The 20,658-nt window shown below is 62.0% G+C and carries 21 protein-coding genes and 1 tRNA gene; 16 read left to right on the top strand and 6 right to left on the bottom strand.

The genetic code is table 11. From position 1 onward, the window contains the following. Positions 1-27 precede the first annotated feature (27 nt). Positions 28-1,197, bottom strand: coding sequence for an acyl-CoA dehydrogenase family protein (locus tag CVE41_RS07965; RefSeq protein WP_100260165.1), 1,170 nt, complete (start codon positions 1,195-1,197; stop codon positions 28-30). 118 nt (positions 1,198-1,315) lie between these two features. Beyond that, positions 1,316-1,390: transfer RNA gene (locus tag CVE41_RS07960), tRNA-Thr, on the bottom strand. 113 nt (positions 1,391-1,503) lie between these two features. Here CVE41_RS07960 and CVE41_RS14745 point away from each other — a divergent pair. The 10 genes from CVE41_RS14745 to CVE41_RS07915 are packed head-to-tail and all read left to right on the top strand — an operon-like array spanning position 1,504 to position 10,392. Continuing rightward, entirely contained in the window at positions 1,504-1,647 is a 144-nt protein-coding gene (locus CVE41_RS14745) for a hypothetical protein (protein ID WP_198507625.1), read from the top strand. 33 nt (positions 1,648-1,680) lie between these two features. Beyond that, positions 1,681-2,367, top strand: a complete 687-nt coding sequence (gene gpmA / locus CVE41_RS07955) for a 2,3-diphosphoglycerate-dependent phosphoglycerate mutase (RefSeq protein WP_100260164.1) — start codon at positions 1,681-1,683, stop codon at positions 2,365-2,367. Positions 2,368-2,369: 2 nt separating this feature from the next. After that, on the top strand, positions 2,370-2,852 hold the full coding sequence (gene purE, locus CVE41_RS07950) for a 5-(carboxyamino)imidazole ribonucleotide mutase (protein ID WP_198507624.1): 483 nt from the start codon (positions 2,370-2,372) through the stop codon (positions 2,850-2,852). Beyond that, positions 2,852-3,910 carry a 5-(carboxyamino)imidazole ribonucleotide synthase gene (locus tag CVE41_RS07945; protein WP_100260163.1) on the top strand — a complete coding sequence of 353 codons (1,059 nt, stop codon included), beginning with the start codon at positions 2,852-2,854 and terminating at the stop codon, positions 3,908-3,910. Before purE ends, CVE41_RS07945 begins: the two co-directional genes overlap by 1 nt. Next, positions 3,907-4,383 (top strand): dihydrofolate reductase, encoded by a 477-nt coding sequence (locus CVE41_RS07940; RefSeq protein ID WP_100260162.1) that lies wholly within the window; start codon positions 3,907-3,909, stop codon positions 4,381-4,383. The genes CVE41_RS07945 and CVE41_RS07940 overlap by 4 nt, the downstream gene beginning before the upstream one ends. Beyond that, entirely contained in the window at positions 4,380-5,549 is a 1,170-nt protein-coding gene (locus CVE41_RS07935; RefSeq protein ID WP_100260161.1) for a dipeptidase, read from the top strand. The genes CVE41_RS07940 and CVE41_RS07935 overlap by 4 nt, the downstream gene beginning before the upstream one ends. After that, positions 5,546-6,487, top strand: coding sequence for a bifunctional riboflavin kinase/FAD synthetase (locus tag CVE41_RS07930; protein WP_100260160.1), 942 nt, complete (start codon positions 5,546-5,548; stop codon positions 6,485-6,487). The genes CVE41_RS07935 and CVE41_RS07930 overlap by 4 nt, the downstream gene beginning before the upstream one ends. After that, a complete protein-coding gene (gene ileS, locus CVE41_RS07925; RefSeq protein ID WP_100260159.1) occupies positions 6,480-9,446 on the top strand; it encodes an isoleucine--tRNA ligase in 2,967 nt (988 codons plus the stop codon). The genes CVE41_RS07930 and ileS overlap by 8 nt, the downstream gene beginning before the upstream one ends. Then, positions 9,443-9,985 (top strand): signal peptidase II, encoded by a 543-nt coding sequence (gene lspA, locus CVE41_RS07920; RefSeq protein WP_198507623.1) that lies wholly within the window; start codon positions 9,443-9,445, stop codon positions 9,983-9,985. Before ileS ends, lspA begins: the two co-directional genes overlap by 4 nt. After that, complete coding sequence (locus tag CVE41_RS07915; protein WP_100260158.1) at positions 9,982-10,392, top strand: DUF3035 domain-containing protein; 411 nt, start codon at positions 9,982-9,984, stop codon at positions 10,390-10,392. Before lspA ends, CVE41_RS07915 begins: the two co-directional genes overlap by 4 nt. Positions 10,393-10,416: 24 nt before the next feature. On the opposite strand, the gene CVE41_RS07910 is transcribed toward CVE41_RS07915, so the two are convergent. Then, positions 10,417-11,742: a hemolysin family protein gene (locus CVE41_RS07910; RefSeq protein WP_100260157.1), complete on the bottom strand. Its 1,326-nt coding sequence runs from the start codon at positions 11,740-11,742 to the stop codon at positions 10,417-10,419. Between the two features lie 169 nt (positions 11,743-11,911). Between CVE41_RS07910 and CVE41_RS07905 the strand changes: the two genes are divergently transcribed. Then, positions 11,912-12,604, top strand: a complete 693-nt coding sequence (locus tag CVE41_RS07905) for an OmpA family protein (protein WP_100260156.1) — start codon at positions 11,912-11,914, stop codon at positions 12,602-12,604. Positions 12,605-12,672: 68 nt separating this feature from the next. On the opposite strand, the gene CVE41_RS07900 is transcribed toward CVE41_RS07905, so the two are convergent. Continuing rightward, on the bottom strand, positions 12,673-13,455 hold the full coding sequence (locus CVE41_RS07900) for a 3'(2'),5'-bisphosphate nucleotidase CysQ (RefSeq protein ID WP_100261437.1): 783 nt from the start codon (positions 13,453-13,455) through the stop codon (positions 12,673-12,675). 120 nt (positions 13,456-13,575) lie between these two features. On the opposite strand from CVE41_RS07900, the gene sucC reads away from it, so the two are divergent. Further along, complete coding sequence (gene sucC, locus CVE41_RS07895; RefSeq protein ID WP_100260155.1) at positions 13,576-14,775, top strand: ADP-forming succinate--CoA ligase subunit beta; 1,200 nt, start codon at positions 13,576-13,578, stop codon at positions 14,773-14,775. 15 nt (positions 14,776-14,790) lie between these two features. On the opposite strand, the gene CVE41_RS14885 is transcribed toward sucC, so the two are convergent. Beyond that, the gene (locus CVE41_RS14885) at positions 14,791-15,588 is read right to left on the bottom strand and encodes a DUF6265 family protein (RefSeq protein WP_232725596.1); all 798 of its coding nucleotides are present in this window, start codon (positions 15,586-15,588) and stop codon (positions 14,791-14,793) included. Positions 15,589-15,790: 202 nt separating this feature from the next. Here CVE41_RS14885 and CVE41_RS07885 point away from each other — a divergent pair, with 202 nt between their 5' ends. The 4 genes from CVE41_RS07885 (at position 15,791) to CVE41_RS07870 (ending at position 19,393) form a co-directional block, all read left to right on the top strand. After that, the gene (locus CVE41_RS07885; RefSeq protein ID WP_100260154.1) at positions 15,791-16,537 is read left to right on the top strand and encodes an electron transfer flavoprotein subunit beta/FixA family protein; all 747 of its coding nucleotides are present in this window, start codon (positions 15,791-15,793) and stop codon (positions 16,535-16,537) included. 28 nt (positions 16,538-16,565) lie between these two features. Then, a complete protein-coding gene (locus tag CVE41_RS07880; protein WP_100260153.1) occupies positions 16,566-17,495 on the top strand; it encodes an electron transfer flavoprotein subunit alpha/FixB family protein in 930 nt (309 codons plus the stop codon). Between the two features lie 130 nt (positions 17,496-17,625). Continuing rightward, positions 17,626-18,486, top strand: coding sequence for a hypothetical protein (locus CVE41_RS07875; protein ID WP_157799443.1), 861 nt, complete (start codon positions 17,626-17,628; stop codon positions 18,484-18,486). A 40-nt stretch (positions 18,487-18,526) separates the two neighbouring features. After that, positions 18,527-19,393, top strand: a complete 867-nt coding sequence (locus tag CVE41_RS07870) for a TonB family protein (RefSeq protein WP_100260151.1) — start codon at positions 18,527-18,529, stop codon at positions 19,391-19,393. Between the two features lie 5 nt (positions 19,394-19,398). Here the strand turns inward: CVE41_RS07870 and CVE41_RS07865 are convergent, their stop codons facing one another. Beyond that, on the bottom strand, positions 19,399-20,616 hold the full coding sequence (locus CVE41_RS07865; RefSeq protein ID WP_100260150.1) for a DUF445 domain-containing protein: 1,218 nt from the start codon (positions 20,614-20,616) through the stop codon (positions 19,399-19,401). Between the last annotated feature and the right edge of the window lie 42 nt (positions 20,617-20,658).

Raw genomic sequence — 20,658 nt, 5'->3', positions numbered from 1 at the left:
CATACCTAGGCAATACAGCCCTCGCTATCAACGTCTTTGATCGAAGCGCCGACCGACGATGGCTGCAGCAATATTGGTTTTCTGCACGTCTGTCGTGCCGCCAGCTATGCCCCAGGCAAAGCCGTCGCGCACCCGCTGCTCCATCCCGTATTCCTTGTGGTAGCCATAACCGCCCATGACCTGCATCCCGTTGGCAGTGACACTGCGGACGATATCGTTGGCAAAGCACTTCGCGGTCGAGCTTTCGTAGACGCTCGGCAGCCCGTCCGCATTATGCTCGGCATTCGCAGCCGCGCGATAGATCAGCAGGCGCGATGCTTCGACCTGCATTGCCATCTCGGCAAGGCGCATCTGGACCGCCTGGAAATCGACGATGGGCTTCCCGAAGGCCTCACGTTCCTGCACATACTCAGTCGCCTGCTCCAGGGCGGCAGCAGCGAGCCCGAGAGATTGGGTGGCATTGCCGCATCTTTCGAGCCCGAAAGCGCTCATCAGCTTGCCGAAACCACCGGCAGGGACGATCTCGTTTTCCTTCGGAACCTTCACTCTATCGAAAGTGATGTCGCGCGTCTCGATGCCCCGGAACCCCATCAGCTGCTCGCGCTTGCCGAAACTGACGCCATCCATTTCCTTGTCGACCAGTAGGGCGCCGATACCCTTCGCCCCCGGCGCATCGGAAAGCCGTGTGTAAACCACGTAATAGCGCGCATGGCCTGCACCGCTTGTCCAACGCTTGTTGCCGTCGAGGATGTAATGGTCACCCGCGTCCCGGGCGCGGGTGCTCAGATCGGTCAGTGCCGTTCCGGCATCGGGTTCCGACATGGAAACGGCGACAGTCGCCTCGCCCGATACGACTTGAGGAATGACCTTGGCCTTGATCGCATCGGCACCGAATCGCTCCAGCGTGCGAACGGGCCCCACCAGGGCTTCGAACACAGGAAAGGCGACGGCGTTGGATATCATCGCAAACTGTTCGAGAACGAGGAGCGCCTCCAGGTGCCCCAGACCCAGGCCGCCATATTCTTCCGGCAAATTCACGCCCAAGAAGCCCATCTCTCCGTACCGGCGCATCATGTCGGCCGGGACTGAGAAATCTTTCTCCTCCATCTCGCGCGCAAGGTCGGGCAATTCCCTGCGTGCGAAAGTGCGCGCTGCATCCTGAAGCTCGCGCTGTTCTTCTGTGAGGCGGAAATCCATCTATCTCTCCCTTGCCGGGAGGAGTGCCGCGCTAAACGCCCCTACGCAACCCGCCACGCGCATTGAGGCGACGCTGCGCGCCGCGCCAGGCGCTCGAAGTTCCGAAGAAAAGGGAAAATGGTGCTGCTGGGGAGGATTGAACTCCCGGCCTCACCCTTACCAAGGGTGCGCTCTACCACTGAGCTACAGCAGCACGGATCCTCCGCAAGAACGCTTGCGGGGTGGAGGCGCGCGCTATTGGCAGACACGGAGGATAAGTCAACCTTAGCTTGCGACCCGAGCCGAATTTCGCAAAAGGATTGCGCGATGACCCAACCGAACGACAAGATGAGCCGCGAAGAGCGGCTCGCTGCGAAACTTCGCGAGAATTTGCGTCGCCGCAAGGGACAGGCGCGTGAAATCCGCGAATCGGATGCGGACGGGGTTTCCAAGCCCGACACAGACCGCTAACGCGCAGTGCTCCTAGGGAAACAGGGAGCGCCCATGTCCAAGCTGATCCTCGTCCGTCACGGCCAGAGCGAGTGGAACCTCGCCAACCGGTTCACCGGCTGGTGGGATGTCGACCTCACCGAAAAGGGCGAAACCGAAGCGCGCGAAGCCGGTGAGCTGATGAAAGCGAAGGGCGTTCTGCCCACCACCGCGTTCACATCCGTCCAGAAGCGCGCGATCAAGACGCTCAATATCGCGCTCGAAGCGTGCGACCGCCTCTGGATCCCGGTGACGCGCGACTGGCACCTCAACGAGCGTCACTATGGCGGGCTGACAGGCCTCAACAAGCAGGAAACGCGCGACAAGCACGGTGACGAACAGGTTCACATCTGGCGCCGCAGCTTCGACGTTCCGCCTCCCGAACTCGAGCCGGGCAGCAAGTTCGATCTGTCGGACGACCCCCGCTACGCCGGTATCGAAGTGCCGCGCACCGAAAGCCTCAAGCTGACGATCGAGCGTGTGCTCCCTTACTGGGAAAAAGCCATTCTCCCGCAGCTGGGCAAGGGCGAGACGGTCATCATCTCGGCTCACGGCAACAGCTTGCGCGCATTGGTCAAGCACCTGTCCGGTATTTCCGACGACGAGATCACCGGCTTGGAAATTCCGACTGGCCAGCCAATCATCTACGAATTCGACGGGACGCAGGTGTCGGGCGAACGCTATTATCTGAAGGACAGTTGATCATGGGGGCAAAGGTCGCAATCGTCATGGGTAGCCAGTCGGACTGGAAGACCATGACCTGCGCCGCCGAGGTGCTGGATGAACTCGGCGTCGAAACGGATGTGCGGATCGTCTCCGCACATCGCACACCGGATCGGATGTATGATTTTGCCAAGGGCGCTGACGCAGCCGGCTTTCAGGTCATTATCGCGGGGGCGGGAGGCGCTGCCCACTTGCCCGGAATGATTGCGGCACTGACCCACGTCCCCGTACTTGGCGTTCCGGTTCAGTCGAGGGCGCTTTCGGGCGAGGACAGCCTGCTCTCGATCGTCCAGATGCCGGCCGGCATTCCGGTGGGCACCCTTGCCATCGGCGAAGCGGGGGCCACCAACGCCGGCCTGTTCGCAGCAGCAATTCTCGCGAACACGGACGCAGACCTCGGCGAACGGCTCAAGGCCTGGCGGCAGGCGCGCAGCGATGCGGTAACCGAGCGGCCGCACGACTGATGCTGGAGAGGGGCTCCACCATCGGCATCCTGGGAGGGGGGCAGCTCGGCCGGATGATGGCGGTCGCCGCAACCCAGCTTGGATATCGCTGCATCGGCTATTCGCCGGAAGGCGACAATGTGGCCGCCGAAGTGTGCGAGGAATTTTTCACCAACTGCTGGGACGACCAAGCTGCTCTGGCGGCATTCGCCGCACGTTGCGACCTCGTCACTTGGGAATTCGAGAACGTGCCGGTCGAGACTGCCCGCACGTTCGCGCCCGGCACAATCTTTCCCGACCCCAAGGCGCTTGAAACTGCGCAGGACCGGCTCAATGAAAAGCGTTTCGTCGAGGGGCTTGGCGGCAGGCCAGCGGCCTATGCGAAGATCGATTCCCAGAGCGATCTCGAAGCGGCGACCGACCGGCTTGGCGCGCCCGGCATCGTGAAGACCCGTCGCGACGGCTATGACGGCAAGGGCCAGTGGCGTATCATGTCGGGCCGCGATGCCGCCGCGCTCAAGCTTCCCGATGTCCCCGGGATCTACGAGGGCTTCGTCGAATTCGATGCCGAATTTTCGGTCATCCTCGTGCGCGCCCGAGATGGTGAAATTCGCTTCTGGGACAGCTCGCGAAACGTCCACGAAGGCGGTGTCCTTTCCGCCTCCTACCTACCGGCCGGAGACGCGGTCGAACCACAGGTGGACGCAGCGCGGAAGCTGGCCGGTCACGTTGCCGATGCCCTGGGCTATGTCGGCGTGCTGACGCTGGAATTTTTCGCTACTCACGAAGGCCCGATCTTCAACGAAATGGCCCCGCGCGTGCACAATTCTGGTCATTGGACAATCGAGGGCGCGGCCACCAGCCAGTTCGAGAACCATATCAGGGCAGTAGCAGGGCTACCTCTCGGCGACACACGCACCACGGCCGAGGCGGTCGAGATGCGCAACATCCTCGGCAGTGATATCGCGGGTGCGCACGCGTTTCTTGCAGAAGCCGATGCCCACCTGCACGACTATGGCAAATCGGAAATTCGCGAGGGGCGCAAGATGGGTCACCTGACCCGCCTGTCCCGCGCATGAGCCTGTTTTGCATCTATGCGCGCGCCGCCAATGGCGCGATCGGCAAGGACGGCACCTTGCCCTGGCACCTGCCAGCCGATCTTAAGCGGTTCAAGGCGCTCACCATGGGGCGGCCGATGATCATGGGCCGCAAGACGTTCGAAAGCCTACCCGGTCTCTTGCCCGGCCGCCGCCACATCGTTCTGACTCGAAAGGAACGTTGGGATTCTACGGGTGCAGAAGTAGTGCGCTCCGTTGAAGAGGCGATTGCGACCGCGGGCGATGGCGCTGCCGTCATCGGCGGAGCAGCGATTTTCGACGTTTTCCTGCCCCTTTCGCACAGGGTGGAATTGACGCAGATACATCAGGATTTCGATGGCGATGTCTTCATGCCCCCGCTCGGCCCGGAATGGGAGATCGCGGGGCGTGAGGATTTCTCTGCCGAAGAAGAGACGCCTGCCTATTCCTTCCTGACCTACGAGCATTGCGAATGAAGCGGCGCATCCTCATCGGTCTCGTCGTCGTCGTGCTGCTGGCGATCGCAGGGTTCTTCGCATTCGCACCAGCAATGCTCGAGCGGGACATGAACAAGGTCGATGGCCAGCCCTTGATCGCGGTGTCCGACGAAGCGCGAGCGCTTCACGAAAGCCTCACTATTGTCGACCTGCATTCCGACACGCTCTTGTGGGACCGCGATCTGCTGGATCGCAGCGACCGGGGGCATGTCGACCTTCCGCGCCTGCAGCAAGGCAACGTCGCATTGCAGATTTTCTCCAGCGTCACCAAGACACCGCGCGGGCAGAATTACGACGCCAATGGCGCGGATAGCGACAACATCACGCCACTCGTGATCGCGCAGCTCCAGCCGGTGAGGACCTGGGGAAGCTTGCTCGAACGATCCCTGTACCATGCGCAAAAGCTGGACCGGGCGGTCGAAGGTTCCGGCAACCAGCTCGTGTCGATCCGCCGCCGAGATGACGTCGCCGGGCTGCTCGGACGCCGCGCGATCAAGAACAATGGCATCGGCGTCCTGTTCAGTGCCGAAGGCCTGCAAAGCCTCGAGGGCGACATCGGCAATCTTGAAGTATTATACGCCGCAGGAATGCGCATGGCGGGGCTCACGCATTTCTTCGACAATGAACTGGCCGGTTCGATGCATGGTCTCGAAAAAGGCGGCCTGACCGAGATGGGCCGCGAAACCGTGAAGCGGATGGAGGCGATGGGAATGATCGTCGATATTGCGCATTGCAGCCATCAGTGCGTTTCGGAAATTCTTGCCATGGCGACCCGCCCCGTCGTCTCGAGCCATGGCGGCGTGCAGGCAACCTGTGACGTCAACCGCAACCTGACGGACGAGGAAATTCGCGGTGTCGCTGCGACCGGCGGAATAATCGGCGTCGGCTATTGGGAGGGCGCCGTCTGCTACACCTCTCCTCGCGCCGCAGCCAAGGCCATGAAGCATATCCGCGACATCGTCGGCATCGAACACGTGGCGCTGGGCAGCGATTATGATGGCGCAGTCACCGTGCGCTTCGACACGTCTGAGCTGACGCAGGTCACGCAGGCCCTGCTCGATGAAGGTTTTTCCGAAGAGGAAATCCGCGCGGCAATGGGCGGAAACGCGTTGCGCGTCATCGCCGAAGGGTTGGTGCCGCGGTGAGATTTCTCGACCACAGAGACCCGCTGCCCGAGAGCCTTCGCGGCGCAATCATTGCGCTGGGCAATTTCGACGGTTTCCACCTCGGCCACCAGGCTGTCGCTAAGCAAGCGATCGACTGGGCTCGCGCAGAGGGGCGCCCCTCGATCATCGCCACCTTCGACCCGCACCCGGTCCGCCATTTCAAGCCGGACGCCCCGCCCTTTCGCCTGACCACGCTTGAGCAGCGGCAGGAGCTCTATCTCGCCGCAGGTGCCACCGCGATGCTGGTGTTCCATTTCGACGGCGAGCTGGCCGGGACGACTGCAGAAGATTTCGTGACGGTCCTGCTGGCCGATCATCTCGGCGTCGCAGGTGTCGTCACCGGCGAGGATTTCACCTTCGGCAAGGCACGTGGCGGCAATTTCGACAAGCTCGTCTCGCTCGGCAAGGAAGTCGGGATCGAGGCGCGCGCCGCCCAACCCATTCTCGACGGCGGGAAGCCGGTTTCTTCCAGCCGCGTACGCGACGCGCTGCGTGACGGCGACCCGCAGGAGGCCGCGCGCCTGCTCACCCGCCCCTTCGCGATCCGCGGGATCGTGGAGCATGGCGACAAACGCGGACGAACCATCGGTTATCCCACCGCGAACCTGTCGATCGAGCACTACCTGCGCCCGAAATACGGGATTTACGCGGTAACCGGCCGCCTCCTTTCGACCGGGCAGGAGCTTCTCGGCGCAGCAAATATCGGGGTGCGTCCGCAGTTCGAACCGCCCAAGGAATTGCTCGAACCCTATTTCTTCGATTTTTCCGGCGACCTTTATGGCCAGGAAATCGAAGTGGCCTTCCATCACTTTTTGCGCGGCGAGGCGAAGTTCGATTCGATCGAGGCGCTCACCTCACAGATGGAGAAAGATTGCTTGGAAGCGCGCCATCTACTAAGCGCGCGCGGCAATGACTGAACAGCGCGACTATAAAGACACGGTCTTCCTGCCGAAGACCGATTTTCCCATGAAGGCCGGCCTCCCCCAGAAGGAGCCGAAAATCCTTGCGCGCTGGCAGGACGAAAACCTCTACCAGCAGCTGCGCAAAGCCCGCGAAGGCCGCGAGAAGTTCATCCTCCATGACGGCCCGCCCTACGCCAATGGCGACATGCATATCGGCCATGCGCTGAACCGTATCCTCAAGGACATGGTCGTGCGCAGCCAGACGCTGCTCGGCAAGGACGCGCCCTTCGTGCCCGGCTGGGACTGCCATGGCCTGCCGATCGAGTGGAAGGTCGAGGAACAGTTCCGCAAGAAGAAGCGCGACAAGAACGCTATTCCGGCCAGCGAATTCCGCGCCGAATGCCGCGCCTATGCGCAGAAATGGGTCGATGTTCAGCGCGAACAATTGAAGCGCCTCGGCCTGATGGCGGATTTCGACAATCCCTATCTCACCATGCAGTTCGAAAGCGAGGCGACCATTGTTGCCGAGCTGATGAAATTCGCCGAGGCCGGAAACCTCTATCGCGGATCGAAGCCGGTGATGTGGTCGCCGGTTGAGGAAACCGCGCTGGCCGAGGCCGAGGTCGAGTACGAGGACATCACCTCGACCCAGATCGACGTGGCGTTCGAGATCGTGGAATCGCCGATCGAGGAACTGGTCGGCGCGCATGCGGTGATCTGGACCACCACGCCGTGGACCATCCCGGTGAACCAGGCTTTGGCCTATGGGCCGGAGGTCGAGTACGGGATTTTCTCGCTCGCACTCGCCGCATCGTCGATTGGTGATGATGAAACGATCAAGGCCCAGCAAGAGGCGAAGTTCGCCACCCATCCATTTGCTGATCGCATTGGCGACAAATTTTTGATCGCTACTGCTCTGAAAGGGGAATTGGAGAGGCGTTTGGCTAAAGCCTGCGGGGAAGACCGCGAGGTGTATCTTCTTCCTTTGACCACGATCAAAGGCGCAGACCTAGCTGGAATGCTCGCGCGTCACCCGATGCACCACCTTGGCGGGTTCTACGCCAACCCCCGCCCCCTGCTCGCGGGCGATTTCGTCACCACCGACAGCGGTACGGGCCTCGTCCATATGTCGCCCGACCATGGCGAGGACGACTTCCTGCTCTGCCGCGAACACGGCATCGAGCCGGTCTTCGCGGTCATGGGCGACGGGCGCTATCGCGACGACTGGGAATGGCTCGGCGCATCCGACGAGCGCCGCCGCGCGGTCATCAACAAGGCCTTCAACGCGCCTGACGGGCCGATCTGTTCGGACCTGCGCGAAGCAGGCGCGCTGCTTTCGGCGAGCGACGATTACGCGCACTCCTATCCGCATTCGTGGCGTTCGAAGGCCAAGGTCATCTATCGCTGCACGCCGCAATGGTTCGTGCCGATGGACAAGCCGCTCGACACGGGCGACTTCGACGTCGCTGTGCCCGAAGGCTTCGGCGCGGCCATCGCCATGGCCACGAGCAAGGACCACTCCACCTTGCGCGAAATTGCCATGCGCGAAATCGAGCGGGTGAAATTCTACCCCGAGAAAGGCCGTCGCCGGATCGGATCGATGGTCGAGGGCCGTCCCGACTGGGTGCTCTCCCGCCAGCGCGCATGGGGCGTGCCGATCACGCTCTTCGTTAGGGCCGACGGAACCTATCTGCAGGACCCGGCGGTCAACGCCCGCGTGGTCGAGGCGATCAAGCAGCAGGGCGTCGATGCCTGGGACGAAAGCCGCAAGGCGGAATTCCTCGGGGCGGACCACGATCCGAACGAATTCGAGATGGTCACCGACATTCTCGACGTCTGGTTCGATTCGGGCTGCACCCACGCCTTCACGCTGGAAAGCGGTCGCTGGCCCGACTTGCGCTGGCCCGCCGATCTTTATCTGGAAGGCAGCGACCAGCATCGCGGCTGGTTCCAGTCGAGCCTGCTCGAAAGCTCTGCCACCCGCGGCCGCGCGCCCTATGACGCGGTGCTCACCCACGGCTTCACCATGGCGAGCGACGGCAAGAAGATGTCGAAGAGCCTCGGCAACACCATCGACCCACTGAAGGTCATGGAGCAGTACGGCGCGGACATCATCCGCCTCTGGGCGCTTTCGGTCGATTTCACCGAAGACCACCGCATCGGCGATGAGATCCTGAAAGGCGTGGGCGACCAGTACCGCCGCCTGCGGAACACCTTCCGTTACCTCCTCGGCGCGCTCGACGGTTTCGTCGGCGACATGGGCGATGCGGGAGAAATCCCAGAGCTGGAAGTCTACGTCCTTGCGCTGCTGGCCGATCTGGACGGCAAGCTGAAGGCGGCGCTCGAAAGCTACGACTACAATACCTATACGCGCCTGCTGGTCGATTTCTGCAACGAGGACCTGTCGGCGTTCTATTTCGATATCCGCAAGGACGTGCTCTATTGCGACGGGCCGGACAGCACGAAGCGCAATGCCTATCGCACCGTGCTCGACCTCCTGTTCCATTCGCTGGTTCGCTACGCCGCGCCGGTGCTGGTGTTCACGGCGGAAGAGGCCTGGACCACGCGCTACCCCGATGGCGGCAGCATACACCTTCTCGACTGGCCTGCAGTACCCGGCGTAACTGCCGATGGCGCACGCTGGGGCAAACTGCGCGAGCTGCGCGAGCGTGTGACCGAAGCGATCGAACCGCTGCGCCGCGACAAGACGATCCGCTCCAGCCTCGAAGCCGACGTCGTCGTGCCTGCCGGTGCAGTTCCCGAAGGCTTCAGCGACGAAGACCTCGCCGAACTGTTCATCACCGCGTCAGTGACGCGCGGCGATAGCGACACGGTGACTGTCACTCGAACCGGCGAATCCAAATGCGGCCGCTGCTGGCGCCTGCTGCCCTCGGTTTCCGAGGACGGCGCGCTGTGCGATCGCTGTGACGACGTAATCGAACAGATGGACGCCGCAGGGAGTGCGGGCGAATGACCCCGGCTCTGCGCAATCGCCTGATCGGCGTGGCAATCGCCTTTGCGATCTATGCGGCTGACCAGGTCGTGAAGTGGTGGGTCGACGGCCCGCTCGGCCTGAAAAGCCAGCATGACAAGATGGATCTGCTGCCGTTCTTCGACTTTTACCGCATACACAATTATGGTGTGTCTCTCGGCATGTTCGAGGCGACCAGTCCGGAAACGCGTTGGCTCCTCGTTGGCGTGACCGCGCTGATTGCGCTGCTCGTCACGGTCTGGATGTTCCGTGAAAAGCTGCTTGGCGACATCCTTGGCCTGTCGCTGATCCTTGGTGGCGCGCTGGGGAACATCAAGGATCGCTACCAACTCGGTTACGTCCTCGATTATGCCGATTTCCATATCGGGGATTTTCGCCCCTTCCTTATTTTCAACATCGCAGATGCCGCTATCACCATCGGCGTCGTAATCATCCTTGCCCGCGCGTTCTTCATGAGCGACAAGGAAGTCGACGACATGATGGACGGCAAGACGGCAGACGCCGCGGAGAGCAATACATGAATACCTTCACTCGCATCGCCCTGGTGAGCGCCGCCGCAAGCACGCTCGCAGCCTGTGGCAGCGGCGGTTTCCTCAATCGCGAACGTCCCGACGAATTTGCCGTGCAGCGCCAGGCTCCGCTGGTCGTTCCGCCGGACTTCAATCTCGTCCCGCCGGCACCCGGCGCCCCGCGCCCGGCTGAAGGCACCGCTGCAGAGCAAGCTCTCGAAGCCCTGTTCGGTGGTCCGGCTGCACGTAGCTCGGTCGAAACTTCGGTCCTCGACCGTGCCGGTTCTGCGGAGCCGGGCATTCGCAGCCTCGTCGGCAGCGAAGGCACCAATACGGTCGCCAAGGGCAGTGTCACTCGCGATATCGTGGCTGCACCCGAAGGCGACGGCGCGACCGCACAGGCCGTAATCCCGGGCTAATCAGGCTTCCCGGTTAGGGATGCTTCAGCCGTCGTCCTCCTCCGAGGGCTTAGCGGCGCTGAGTGCGCTGACCAGGAGCTTGTCGATCCGGCGTTCGTCGAGGTCGACGACTTCGAAGCGCCAGCCCTGTTCTTCGAACCACTCGCCCTCGGCGGGGAGCTTTTTCAGCACCGCAAGGACATAGCCCGCTACGGTCGCGAATTCCCGACCCTCACCGTATTCGAGGCCCAGCCTGTCAGCGAGCGCATCGGCGCTGAGCGAGCCCGACACCAGAAGCGAGCCATCCGCACGCTCCACGATGCCCGGCGAATCGCCCGGATCCTGGTCGCTGGCAAAATCGCCGACGATGGCCGTCAACAGGTCGACGGGTGTCACTATCCCGTCGAGATGACCATATTCGTCATGGACCATCGCCATGGCGATATCGGCTTGCTGCAACACACGCAGGGCGTCCACCGCGTCGAGCTGATCGGGAACGACCTCCGCTTTACGAAGAAGATCATGCAGGACTACCGGCCCACCTGCCACCTGCGCCGCCAGGATCTCCCGCACCCTCACGAGGCCCAGAACCTTGTCCGGCGAACCGTCGGCGACCGGCAATACCGAATGCGGGCTTTCCGCCAGCAAAGCCGTAATCGCTTCTTCGTCGGCACCAATATCGATCCAGTCGATTTCTGTTCGCGGCGTCATCACCTCGCGGACGGGCCGCTCCGCCAGACGGACCACTCCGGATAGCATCTGGTGCTGCTCATGTTCGATCACGCCGCTACGCGTGGCCTCGGCGAAAAGCATGTGCAGCTCTTCCGCCGTCACCGCGCTTTGGCCCGCAGGGCGCACGCCGAGCAGGCGGATGATGAGGCTGGAAGAGGTATCGAGCAGCCAGACCAGCGGCGCGGCGACCTTTGCGACGAACGCCATTGGCAACGCCATCGCAGTCGCGATCGGCACGGCGGCGCGCAGCGCAATCTGTTTGGGTACCAGTTCGCCGATAACGAGGCTGAAATAGGTCGTGAGCGCAATGACCAGCGCGAACCCGACTTCGGGCGCCCAATCCGCCGGCAGCCCTATCGCTGCGAGACGCTCGCCGACAGGCCCGCCCAGGCTGGCACCGGAATATGCGCCGGCGATGATGCCGACCAGGGTGATGCCGATCTGCACGGTAGAGAGGAACTTGCCGGGATCTGCCGCCAGCGCGATGGCGGACTTTGCGCCGGCGCTGCCTTGCTGAGCTGCGCTCTGCAACCGTCCGGTGCGCGCAGAAACAATGGCGAGTTCGCTCATGGCGAAAACGCCATTGAGCAAAATGAGCCCGGCGATGATGAGCAGGTCTGTCCAGGGAAAGGGTGTCACATTCCTGCGCTAGCACAAATTATCGCGCATGCCAGTGCTTCGCGGAACACTAGGCCGTTTCACTTGTTTGGAACTTTCAGAGGCGCTGGTGGGCGCGTCCCACATGGCGTGTCGGCAACGGCTCGTAAGGAGCCGCTGGCCGTCATAACTCTAGAAGGGGATATTTTTTATGCAAAAATCACGGATTTTCCTCGCAGGTTTCTCGGCAGTCGCCCTCATGGGTACCTCCGCCTGCGTCACAGACCCGAACACGGGTGAGAAGAAGATTTCGCGCACCGTACTCGGCGGTGTCGGCGGCGCAGTTGCCGGCGGCCTGCTCGGCGGCGTTATCGGCGGCAAGACCGGTCGTATCATCGGCGCGGCCGGCGGCGCAGCAGCCGGCGGCTATGTCGGCTACAAGATGGATCAGCAGATCAAGGAGCTCGAAGAGCAGACTGCCGGTTCTGGCGTCGATGTCAGCGAAGTCGACGGCGGCGAGGCTATCCTCGTGAACCTGCCGGACGGTGTCACCTTCGCCACGGGCAGCGCGACGATCAATTCCGCATTCCGCCAGACGCTCGACAGTGTCGCTGCGAATCTCGTGCAATATCCGAACAGCCTGATCGACGTCTACGGCTACACCGACACAGTCGGTGCCTCCGACTTCAACCAGCGCCTTTCGGAACAGCGCGCCCAGGCAGTCGCGAACTACCTGACCAGCCGCGGCGTGAGCTCCTCGCGCATCCGCTGGATGGGCTTCGGCGAAACCAACCTCGCGGTGCAGACAGCGGACGGTGTTGCCGAACCGCTCAACCGCCGTGTGGAAATCAAGATTATCCCGTTCGACCAAGACGATGTCGAAGCAGCCCAGCAGGGCAACTAATCCGAGCCTTTCGGAAAAGTCGCAGGAGAGGGACCGGGCCAACGTCCGGTCCCTTTTTTGTTGGGTAGCTATTTCGAAGCTAGGCTGGACGCGCGGTCGGCCAGGTGTGCCACCGTCGCGGAATGGATGCCGGGTGCGCTCACCACCATCCCGAACTCGCGGGGATCCCTCTTGTTATAGTTGAGCTTCCGGCCGAAAGCGTCCGAAACCGCCGCGCCGGCTTCGCGGGCAATGAGCGCCGCCGCCGCGATGTCCCATTCGAAACCCCAGCGCAATGTCGCGACCAGGTCGGCCTCGTCCGACGCGACCATGGCCATGCGAAGCGCGATCGAGTTGGGTTGGTAGACCTTCTCCAGCATCTGGTCCTGCTTCATCAGGTCCGCTGCCGGCACGCGGGCACCGGAAAATTCCTCGCGTTTGGAAGAGGTGAGTTTCTTGCCGTTCCTCCAGGAGCCCTGACCTGCCGTAGCCTGCCACACTTCATTTCGCGCGGGTGCGCAGAGCGAGCCGATCAGGGGCCTTCCCGCGCTGATCAGGGCTACGGACACCGCCCAGCCGGGTCGACCGCGAATGAAGTCGCGCGTTCCGTCGATAGGATCCACGAGCCAGATAAGGTCGCGATCGAGGCGTGCGGGATCGTCGACTGTCTCTTCCGAAAGCCAGCCCGCAGCCGGCAACAGGGCACCCAGCTCGCGCTTGAGGAAGGCGTCGACGGCAAGATCGGCTTCGCACACCGGACTGCCCGGGGTCTTCTCCCAGGTGCGCACGTCATTGCCCGCGCCGGGCCAGAGGTCCAGCGCGATGCGCCCTGCTTCGGAGACGATCGATTCGAGTCGCTTTGCGTCGATCATGGATGCGAAGCGCCCCTGCACCCGAAAGTCGCACTTTTCAAGCGGGGCCAGACATGCTTATGCGACCCGCGCAACACGATTCCCTCCAGCCGCGCCAAACGCGAAGGACGAAAGCCCGAAATGAACATCCACGAATACCAGGCCAAGGAACTGCTCGCGAAATACGGCATCGCCGTTCCTGCGGGCCATGCAGCACTCACCGTCGAAGAGGCGGTCGCAGGCGCCAAGCAGCTCCCGGGCCCGCTTTACGTGGTGAAGGCGCAGATACACGCTGGTGGCCGCGGCAAGGGCAAGTTCAAGGAACTCGGCCCCGACGCGAAGGGCGGCGTGCGCCTTTCGAAAAGCATCGAGGATGTCGAAGCGAACGCGAAGGAAATGCTCGGCAACACGCTGGTCACGATCCAGACCGGTGACGAAGGCAAGCAGGTCAATCGCCTCTACGTGACCGATGGCGTCGACATTGCGCACGAATACTATCTCTCGATGCTCGTCGACCGCGCCAGCGGCCAGGTCGCCATGATCGCATCGACCGAAGGCGGCATGGACATCGAGGATGTCGCGCATGAGACGCCCGAGAAGATCACCACGATCACCATCGACCCGGCCCAGGGCTTCATGCCCCACCACGGCCGCGCGGTGGCCTTCGCCCTGAAGCTGACGGGCGACACCAACAAGCAGTGCCAGAAGCTCGCCAAGCAGCTCTACACCGCATTCATGGACCTCGACATGGAAATGCTCGAGATCAATCCGCTGGTCGAAGACAAGGACGGCAACCTGCTCGTCCTCGACACCAAGATGAGCTTCGACGGCAACGCCCTCTATCGTCACAAGGACGTTGAGGCCATGCGAGACGAGACCGAGGAAGACCCGGCCGAAGTCGAAGCCAGCGAATACGACCTCGCCTATATCAAGCTCGACGGTAACATCGGCTGCATGGTCAACGGCGCAGGCCTCGCCATGGCAACGATGGATATCATCAAGCTCAACGGCGCCTTCCCGGCGAACTTCCTCGACGTAGGCGGCGGCGCGACGACCGAGAAGGTCACCGCAGCGTTCAAGATCATCCTCAAGGACCCGGCGGTCGAGGGTATCCTCGTCAACATCTTCGGCGGCATCATGCGCTGCGACACCATCGCAGAAGGCATCGTGGTTGCGGCCAAGGAAGTCGAACTGGACGTTCCGCTGGTGGTCCGCCTCGAAGGCACCAATGTCGAGAAGGGCAAGGAAATCCTCGCCAACTCGGGCCTGCCGATCGTTCCGGCAGACGATCTGGGCGATGCCGCCCGCAAGATCGTGGCAGAGGTGAAGAAGGCGGCTTAAATCGCTGCCCTGGGGCTAGGGCACCAACCAGTTTGCGCGAAGCGACCGGTTTCGGTCACGTGTGAGCTGGTACTGACACAGCAGGCTTTCGGCATCTGCCCCCTCGCCGCATTCGGCCAGGAGGTAGGCGTCGAAGGCCTGTTCGCTTTTGTCGAAGGCGCTGGTCGCCGCCCGGCCATCTGCCAATTCGGTGCGATAGGCATCGGCCAGCTCCTGCCGAGTGCCTTGCTCTTGGTCGAGAGCCAGCGCGAAACATGTCGAATAGGACGTGGTCTCGTATTTCGCACAATCGGGAATCGCCGTGTCGCCCGCGCGCCGGAAGCGAAAGACGAGTTCGGAGAGCTTCTCGCCTGCGCTTTTCATGCGCACGGCCGCAAGTAGGCCTTGTTCGCCATCGCAGCGCAAGGTGAGCCCATGGAAATAGGCCGCGCAGTCCTCCACCGCGATCAGGCGGAAGGTCAGCATGCCGTCTTTCTCTTCCCAGCCGGTGAGGTCGGCGTTGAAGTGCTTCAGGCGCAGGACCAGCGTCCCCTCTTCTTCCATCAGGTAGAGATGCTCGGTGAAGCGGATCGCGCCCTCGTCGGTTTCCTGCACGAAGCTGCCGATCATGGTGCCACCGCTCGGGGGCAGCCAGCTCTCCATGGCAGGCGCCCCGCCAATACCTGTGCCAATCCACTGACCGACCAGCCAGTCCATCTTTTCCAGCGTGGCGGGAGGCGGCGCATGATCTTCCGGCGCGACGCGCGTTTCCTGCGCGGCAACAGGTGATGCCAGCAATGCCAGGGCCCCTGCAATCATCGTCCAGCCGCGCATCGCAAACCTCCTGTCTGACACGCGAAACTATTCGCCCCGCCAACCATAGTAAAGAAGACTGCTGCGGCGCGCTTGACCTGCGCATTCCTGCGGGCGAGGGAGCCGGAGAGGCCAGCCAGATTACGGCCTCACCCAACTTGACGTTTACGTAAACGCAAGCTAGGTGGGCGCCACAGTTTCTATCGAGAGGAAGGTAACTCGCATGAAAATCCTCGTCCCCGTCAAGCGGGTGATCGATTACAACGTCAAACCCCGCGTGAAGGCCGATGGCTCGGGCGTGGACCTGGCGAACGTAAAGATGAGCATGAACCCCTTCGACGAAATCGCCGTCGAAGAGGCGATCCGCCTCAAGGAAGCCGGCAAGGCAGAAGAAATCGTCGCCGTTTCGATCGGCCCGGCTAAGGCGCAGGAAACGCTTCGTACTGCGCTCGCCATGGGTGCGGACCGCGCGATCCTCGTCGAAACCGACGATGAAGTCGAACCGCTCGCCGTCGCCAAGATCCTCAAGGCGATTGCCGAGGAAGAAACCCCGGGGATCGTGATGCTTGGCAAGCAGGCGATCGACGACGATTCGAACCAGACCGGCCAGATGCTCGCAGCCCTCATGGGCCGTCCGCAGGGCACCTTCGCCAACACCGTTGAAGTCGATGGCGACAGCGTCGTTGTGAAGCGCGAAGTCGATGGCGGTCTCGAAACCGTGAAGCTCACGCTTCCGGCCATCGTCACAACCGACCTCCGCCTGAACGAGCCGCGTTATGCCTCGCTGCCTAACATCATGAAGGCGAAGAAGAAGCCGCTCGATACCAAGAGCCCGTCCGATTACGGCGTCGACACCGCGCCGCGCCTCAAGACCACCAATGTCTCCGAACCGCCGGTTCGCCAGGCTGGTGAAAAGGTCGAGGACGTCGATGCGCTGGTCGCCAAGATCAAAGCGCTCGGCATCGCGTAAGACCCCGGACTTCGAAAGGAATAGACTTATGAAAACTCTCGTCTGGGTCGAACACGACAATGCCGAGATGAAGGACGCAACGCTGGCTGCGGTCACTGCCGCCAGCAAGCTGGGCGAAGTCCACCTGCTGGTCGCAGGTTCGGGCTGCCGCGCAGTGGCCGAACAGGCTGCAAAGGTCGCTGGTGTGGGCAAGGTCCACCTCGCCGACGATGCGGCTTACGAGCACGCCCTTCCCGAAAACGTCGCCCCGCTGATCGCCGATCAGATGGGCCACCACGACGCTTTCGTCGCGCCCGCCACCACCACCGGCAAGAACATCGCACCGCGCGTCGCAGCCCTGCTCGACGTGATGCAGATTTCGGACATCCTGTCGGTAGAAGGCGACAAGACCTTCACCCGCCCGATCTATGCCGGCAATGCGATTGCGACAGTCGAATCTTCCGATGCGAAGCTCGTCATCACCGTTCGCGGCACCGCCTTCGACAAGGCGGCGACCGAAGGTGGCAGCGGCACGATCGAGGAAATTTCCGGCCCTGCCGATGCTGGCCTGTCCAGCTTTGTGAGCGCCGAGATCGCCGAAAGCGATCGCCCCGAACTGACCAGCGCAAAGGTTATCGTTTCGGGCGGCCGCGCGCTCAAGGATGGCGAGACTTTCGAACAGATCATCACCCCCCTCGCCGACAAGCTCGGCGCGGGCATCGGTGCATCGCGTGCCGCGGTCGACGCGGGCTACGTTCCGAACGACTACCAGGTCGGCCAAACCGGCAAGATCGTCGCTCCGGAAGTCTACATCGCGATTGGCATCTCGGGCGCGATCCAGCACCTAGCGGGTATGAAGGATTCCAAGACCATCATCGCCATCAACAAGGATGAGGACGCACCGATCTTCCAGGTCGCCGACATCGGGCTCGTGGCGGATTTGTTCAAGGCAGTCCCTGAACTGACCGACAAGCTCTAAGTATAGTAGTTACTTGTATTCTTGACCCCTTCGCTACATGATCGTGGCGAAGGGGTTTTCTATGCTTGGTCGCATATCGATATTAGTGCTTGTCGTAATTGCGTCGACAATGGGGCTTCCCAGTCCCGCCATGGCGAAGGAGTCCGAGGCGGAATTGCTCCTGCCACTGGGTCCGTGGCAGCTCGACATGGGCGAACACAAATGCCGCCTAGCCCGCCTGTTCGGCGCTGACGCGGGGAAGACGGTATTCATTCTCGACCAATGGAACCCTTCGGTCTCCGCTCACTGGGCAGTCGCCGGACCTGACGTACGGAAGATCCGGACCAACCAGGAAACATCGTTTGCCTTCGGACCTGATGGCGATGCGGACGAGTTTCGTTTCACCGGCGGGACGCTCGGCGACTATGGGGCTGTCGTCACCGGCAAGAGCACGGTTGCCGCTCACGCCCACCCCCTCCCCGGAGAAGAGGGTTATGACTGGGCAGCCAATCCGCGCGCAATCCACGCGATGGATTCGGCAAAGAGTGCCGAGATCGAAACTCTGACCATTTCGCAGAGGGGATCTCAGACCCTTGCCCTTCGCCTGGGTTCCATGGAAAAGCCCTTGGCGGCTCTGAACTACTGCATGGAAAATCTGGTCGAATCCTGGGGTTTCGATTTGGAAGAGCAGCGGACGATCGCCACTCCACCAACCATTATCAATCTTGCGGAAGTCGCGGCGCGGATCCAGCGGGAGTATCCGCGCGAAGCCCTGCGCAAGGGTGCACAAGCCGACTTTCACATGCGGCTGACCGTTGGCGTGGATGGCGATGTAAAGGAATGCGCCCTCATTGACCAAACGCTGGCGAAAGGCTTCGACATGAGGCGCCACCCCTGCACGATCTTTAAATCGGATGCGGAGATAGAGCCGGCCCGAAAACTCGACGGTACTCCTGTAGAAACCTATTACACGACGCGTGTCATCTATCGCATGCGCGGGAACGCGCCTTGACGGTCAACCGTCCCGGCTTTTCAACACCGATACGGATATAATGATGCGATCATCGATTTACGGAATACTTGCGGTCGCTTTGGCGGCATCGGCTACCAACACTTCAGCGCAAGATAATGCGAAAATCTATCAGCCGTCGACCGAGTGGTCGGTTGAGCGACAAACCGACAGATGCGTAGCGCGAAGACAATTCACGCATGAAGACGATACTGCCAAGCTCGTTTTTGAGCATGGTGGTAGCGACGACGCCTTCAACATGACGATTATCGGCAACGCGGTACGAAACACTCTTGGGCCTTTGGTAAGCATTCAGTTCGGGCCGGAAGAAAAGCCAAGTGGGCGCAATTACATCTCTGCAAAGACACGTGCTGGGGAAGCCGCGCTGGTTCTTTACGGCGTGCGGTTCGCCCCGGCGGAAAGAGCTGCCGATGGCAGCTTCATCGTGGAAACACTGGACGCCGAGCGCTTGGCCGCCATCGAATTTCTACAGATCGAACGCGCCGGTCTGAAACGATTTCGCCTCGAGACGGGTGGGCTTTCTGAGCTGAGCGAAGCTATCGACCAGTGTGCGGAAGCACTGGAAAAGACCTTCCTTTCCACGGAGAAGGGGGGAAGAGTTGCCCAAGGAGCGGTGCCCCTGGATCAGGGCAGCTGGGTACAGTCCAGCGATTACCCCGGCCTGATGCAGAAGTACGGCATGGGCGCCCGGATCGCCGTAAGACTGACAGTGGGCACAGCAGGGCGAGCCACGTTCTGCCAGATCAAGGATTCGACGGTGCCCCAGATGTTCGAGGATGCCCTATGCCTTGCTCTGATGAGACGGGCCAGATTCGAGCCTGCACTCAATGACCAAGGCGATAGAGTGCCCTCATACTGGAACCTGACGGTAGACTTCAAGGCAGGCTGAGGCGCTCACATCCACCTTAGCAGTTGGCTCCCGGCATGGAGGGTAACGCCCACCAATCCGCCCACCAGCGTCCCGTTGATGCGAATAAATTGGAGGTCACGGCCGACTGCGCCTTCCACGCGTTCGGTGAGGGTCGTTGCATCCCAGCGCCGCACCGTTTCGGATACCAATTGCACGATCTGGTCGCCGTAGCGCGTCGCAATGCCGACCGCTGTTCGGCGAGCGAAGCGATTGATCTGCATTTGCAGCCGCTCGTCGTCGCGCAGGGCAGCGCCGAGCTCGCCGAGAGTCTCCCCCAGGTACGACGGTCCGGCCCCACCCGATTCCTTGATCGAACGAATAAGGCGAGCACGAATTCTTTCCCAGACACCCTGCCACCAGTCCGCAATCGCGGGATTGGTGAGGAGCTCGCTCTTCAACCGCTCGACCCGTTCCTGCATTTCCGGATCCTCGCGCAGGCCCTTGGCGAGTTCTTCAAGCCCTTCCTCGATCTTGTCGCGAAGCGGGTGCTCCGGATCGACGAGCACTTCTGCAAGGAGCTTATAAAGGCCATCGATGACCGAATTCGCGAGCCGCTCATCCAGGCCGGTAAAGCGCAGGACGGCGTTGGCGCGCTTGTGCACCATGTCCCGAACAAGCGTCTCGTTGTCTTCGAGGACAAGTCCCGCCCAGCGGATGATCTTGTCGATCAGCGGCTTGTGGCGTCCGTCGGCAATCATCGCATCTAGCATTCCGCCCAACAGCGGCGCGATCTCGAGCTTCTCGATCTGCGCAGCAATCCCGCTTCGCACCTGCGTTCCCAACCGGTCCGGGTCGAGCGACTCAAGGACTTCGACGGCAAGGTCCCCTGCCCCAGCGCGAATGCGCGTGTCCTGGGCGGCCTTCGGGTCCGCCAGATACGATCCGACGGCACCTGCAAGGTTCATGGTGCCCATCCGCCGCGCCACCACCTGCGCGGTAAGGAAGTTGCTGCGCAGGAAGTCCGCCATTGTGTCGGCGATACGATCCTTGTTTTCGGGGATGATTGCGGTGTGCGGGATCGGCAGCCCGAGCGGGCGGCGGAACAGCGCAGTGACGGCGAACCAGTCGGCCAGGCCGCCGACCATTGCCGCTTCGGCAAAGGCGTGGAGATACCCCCATGCCGGATGGGCCGAAAGATAGCGCCCCGACAAGACGAATATCGCAGCCATCAAGACGAGCATGCCGGTTGCCGCACGCCGCATCACACGCGCACGATCGGGCGGAATCTGTCCCGCTCTTGCTCC

Origin of the sequence: Qipengyuania seohaensis, from assembly GCF_002795865.1 — a bacterium.
In the GTDB taxonomy this organism is placed as follows: Bacteria; Pseudomonadota; Alphaproteobacteria; order Sphingomonadales; family Sphingomonadaceae; genus Qipengyuania; species Qipengyuania seohaensis.
Note: the sequence above shows the minus strand (reverse complement) of the source record. Positions and strands in the feature narration are given on the sequence as shown.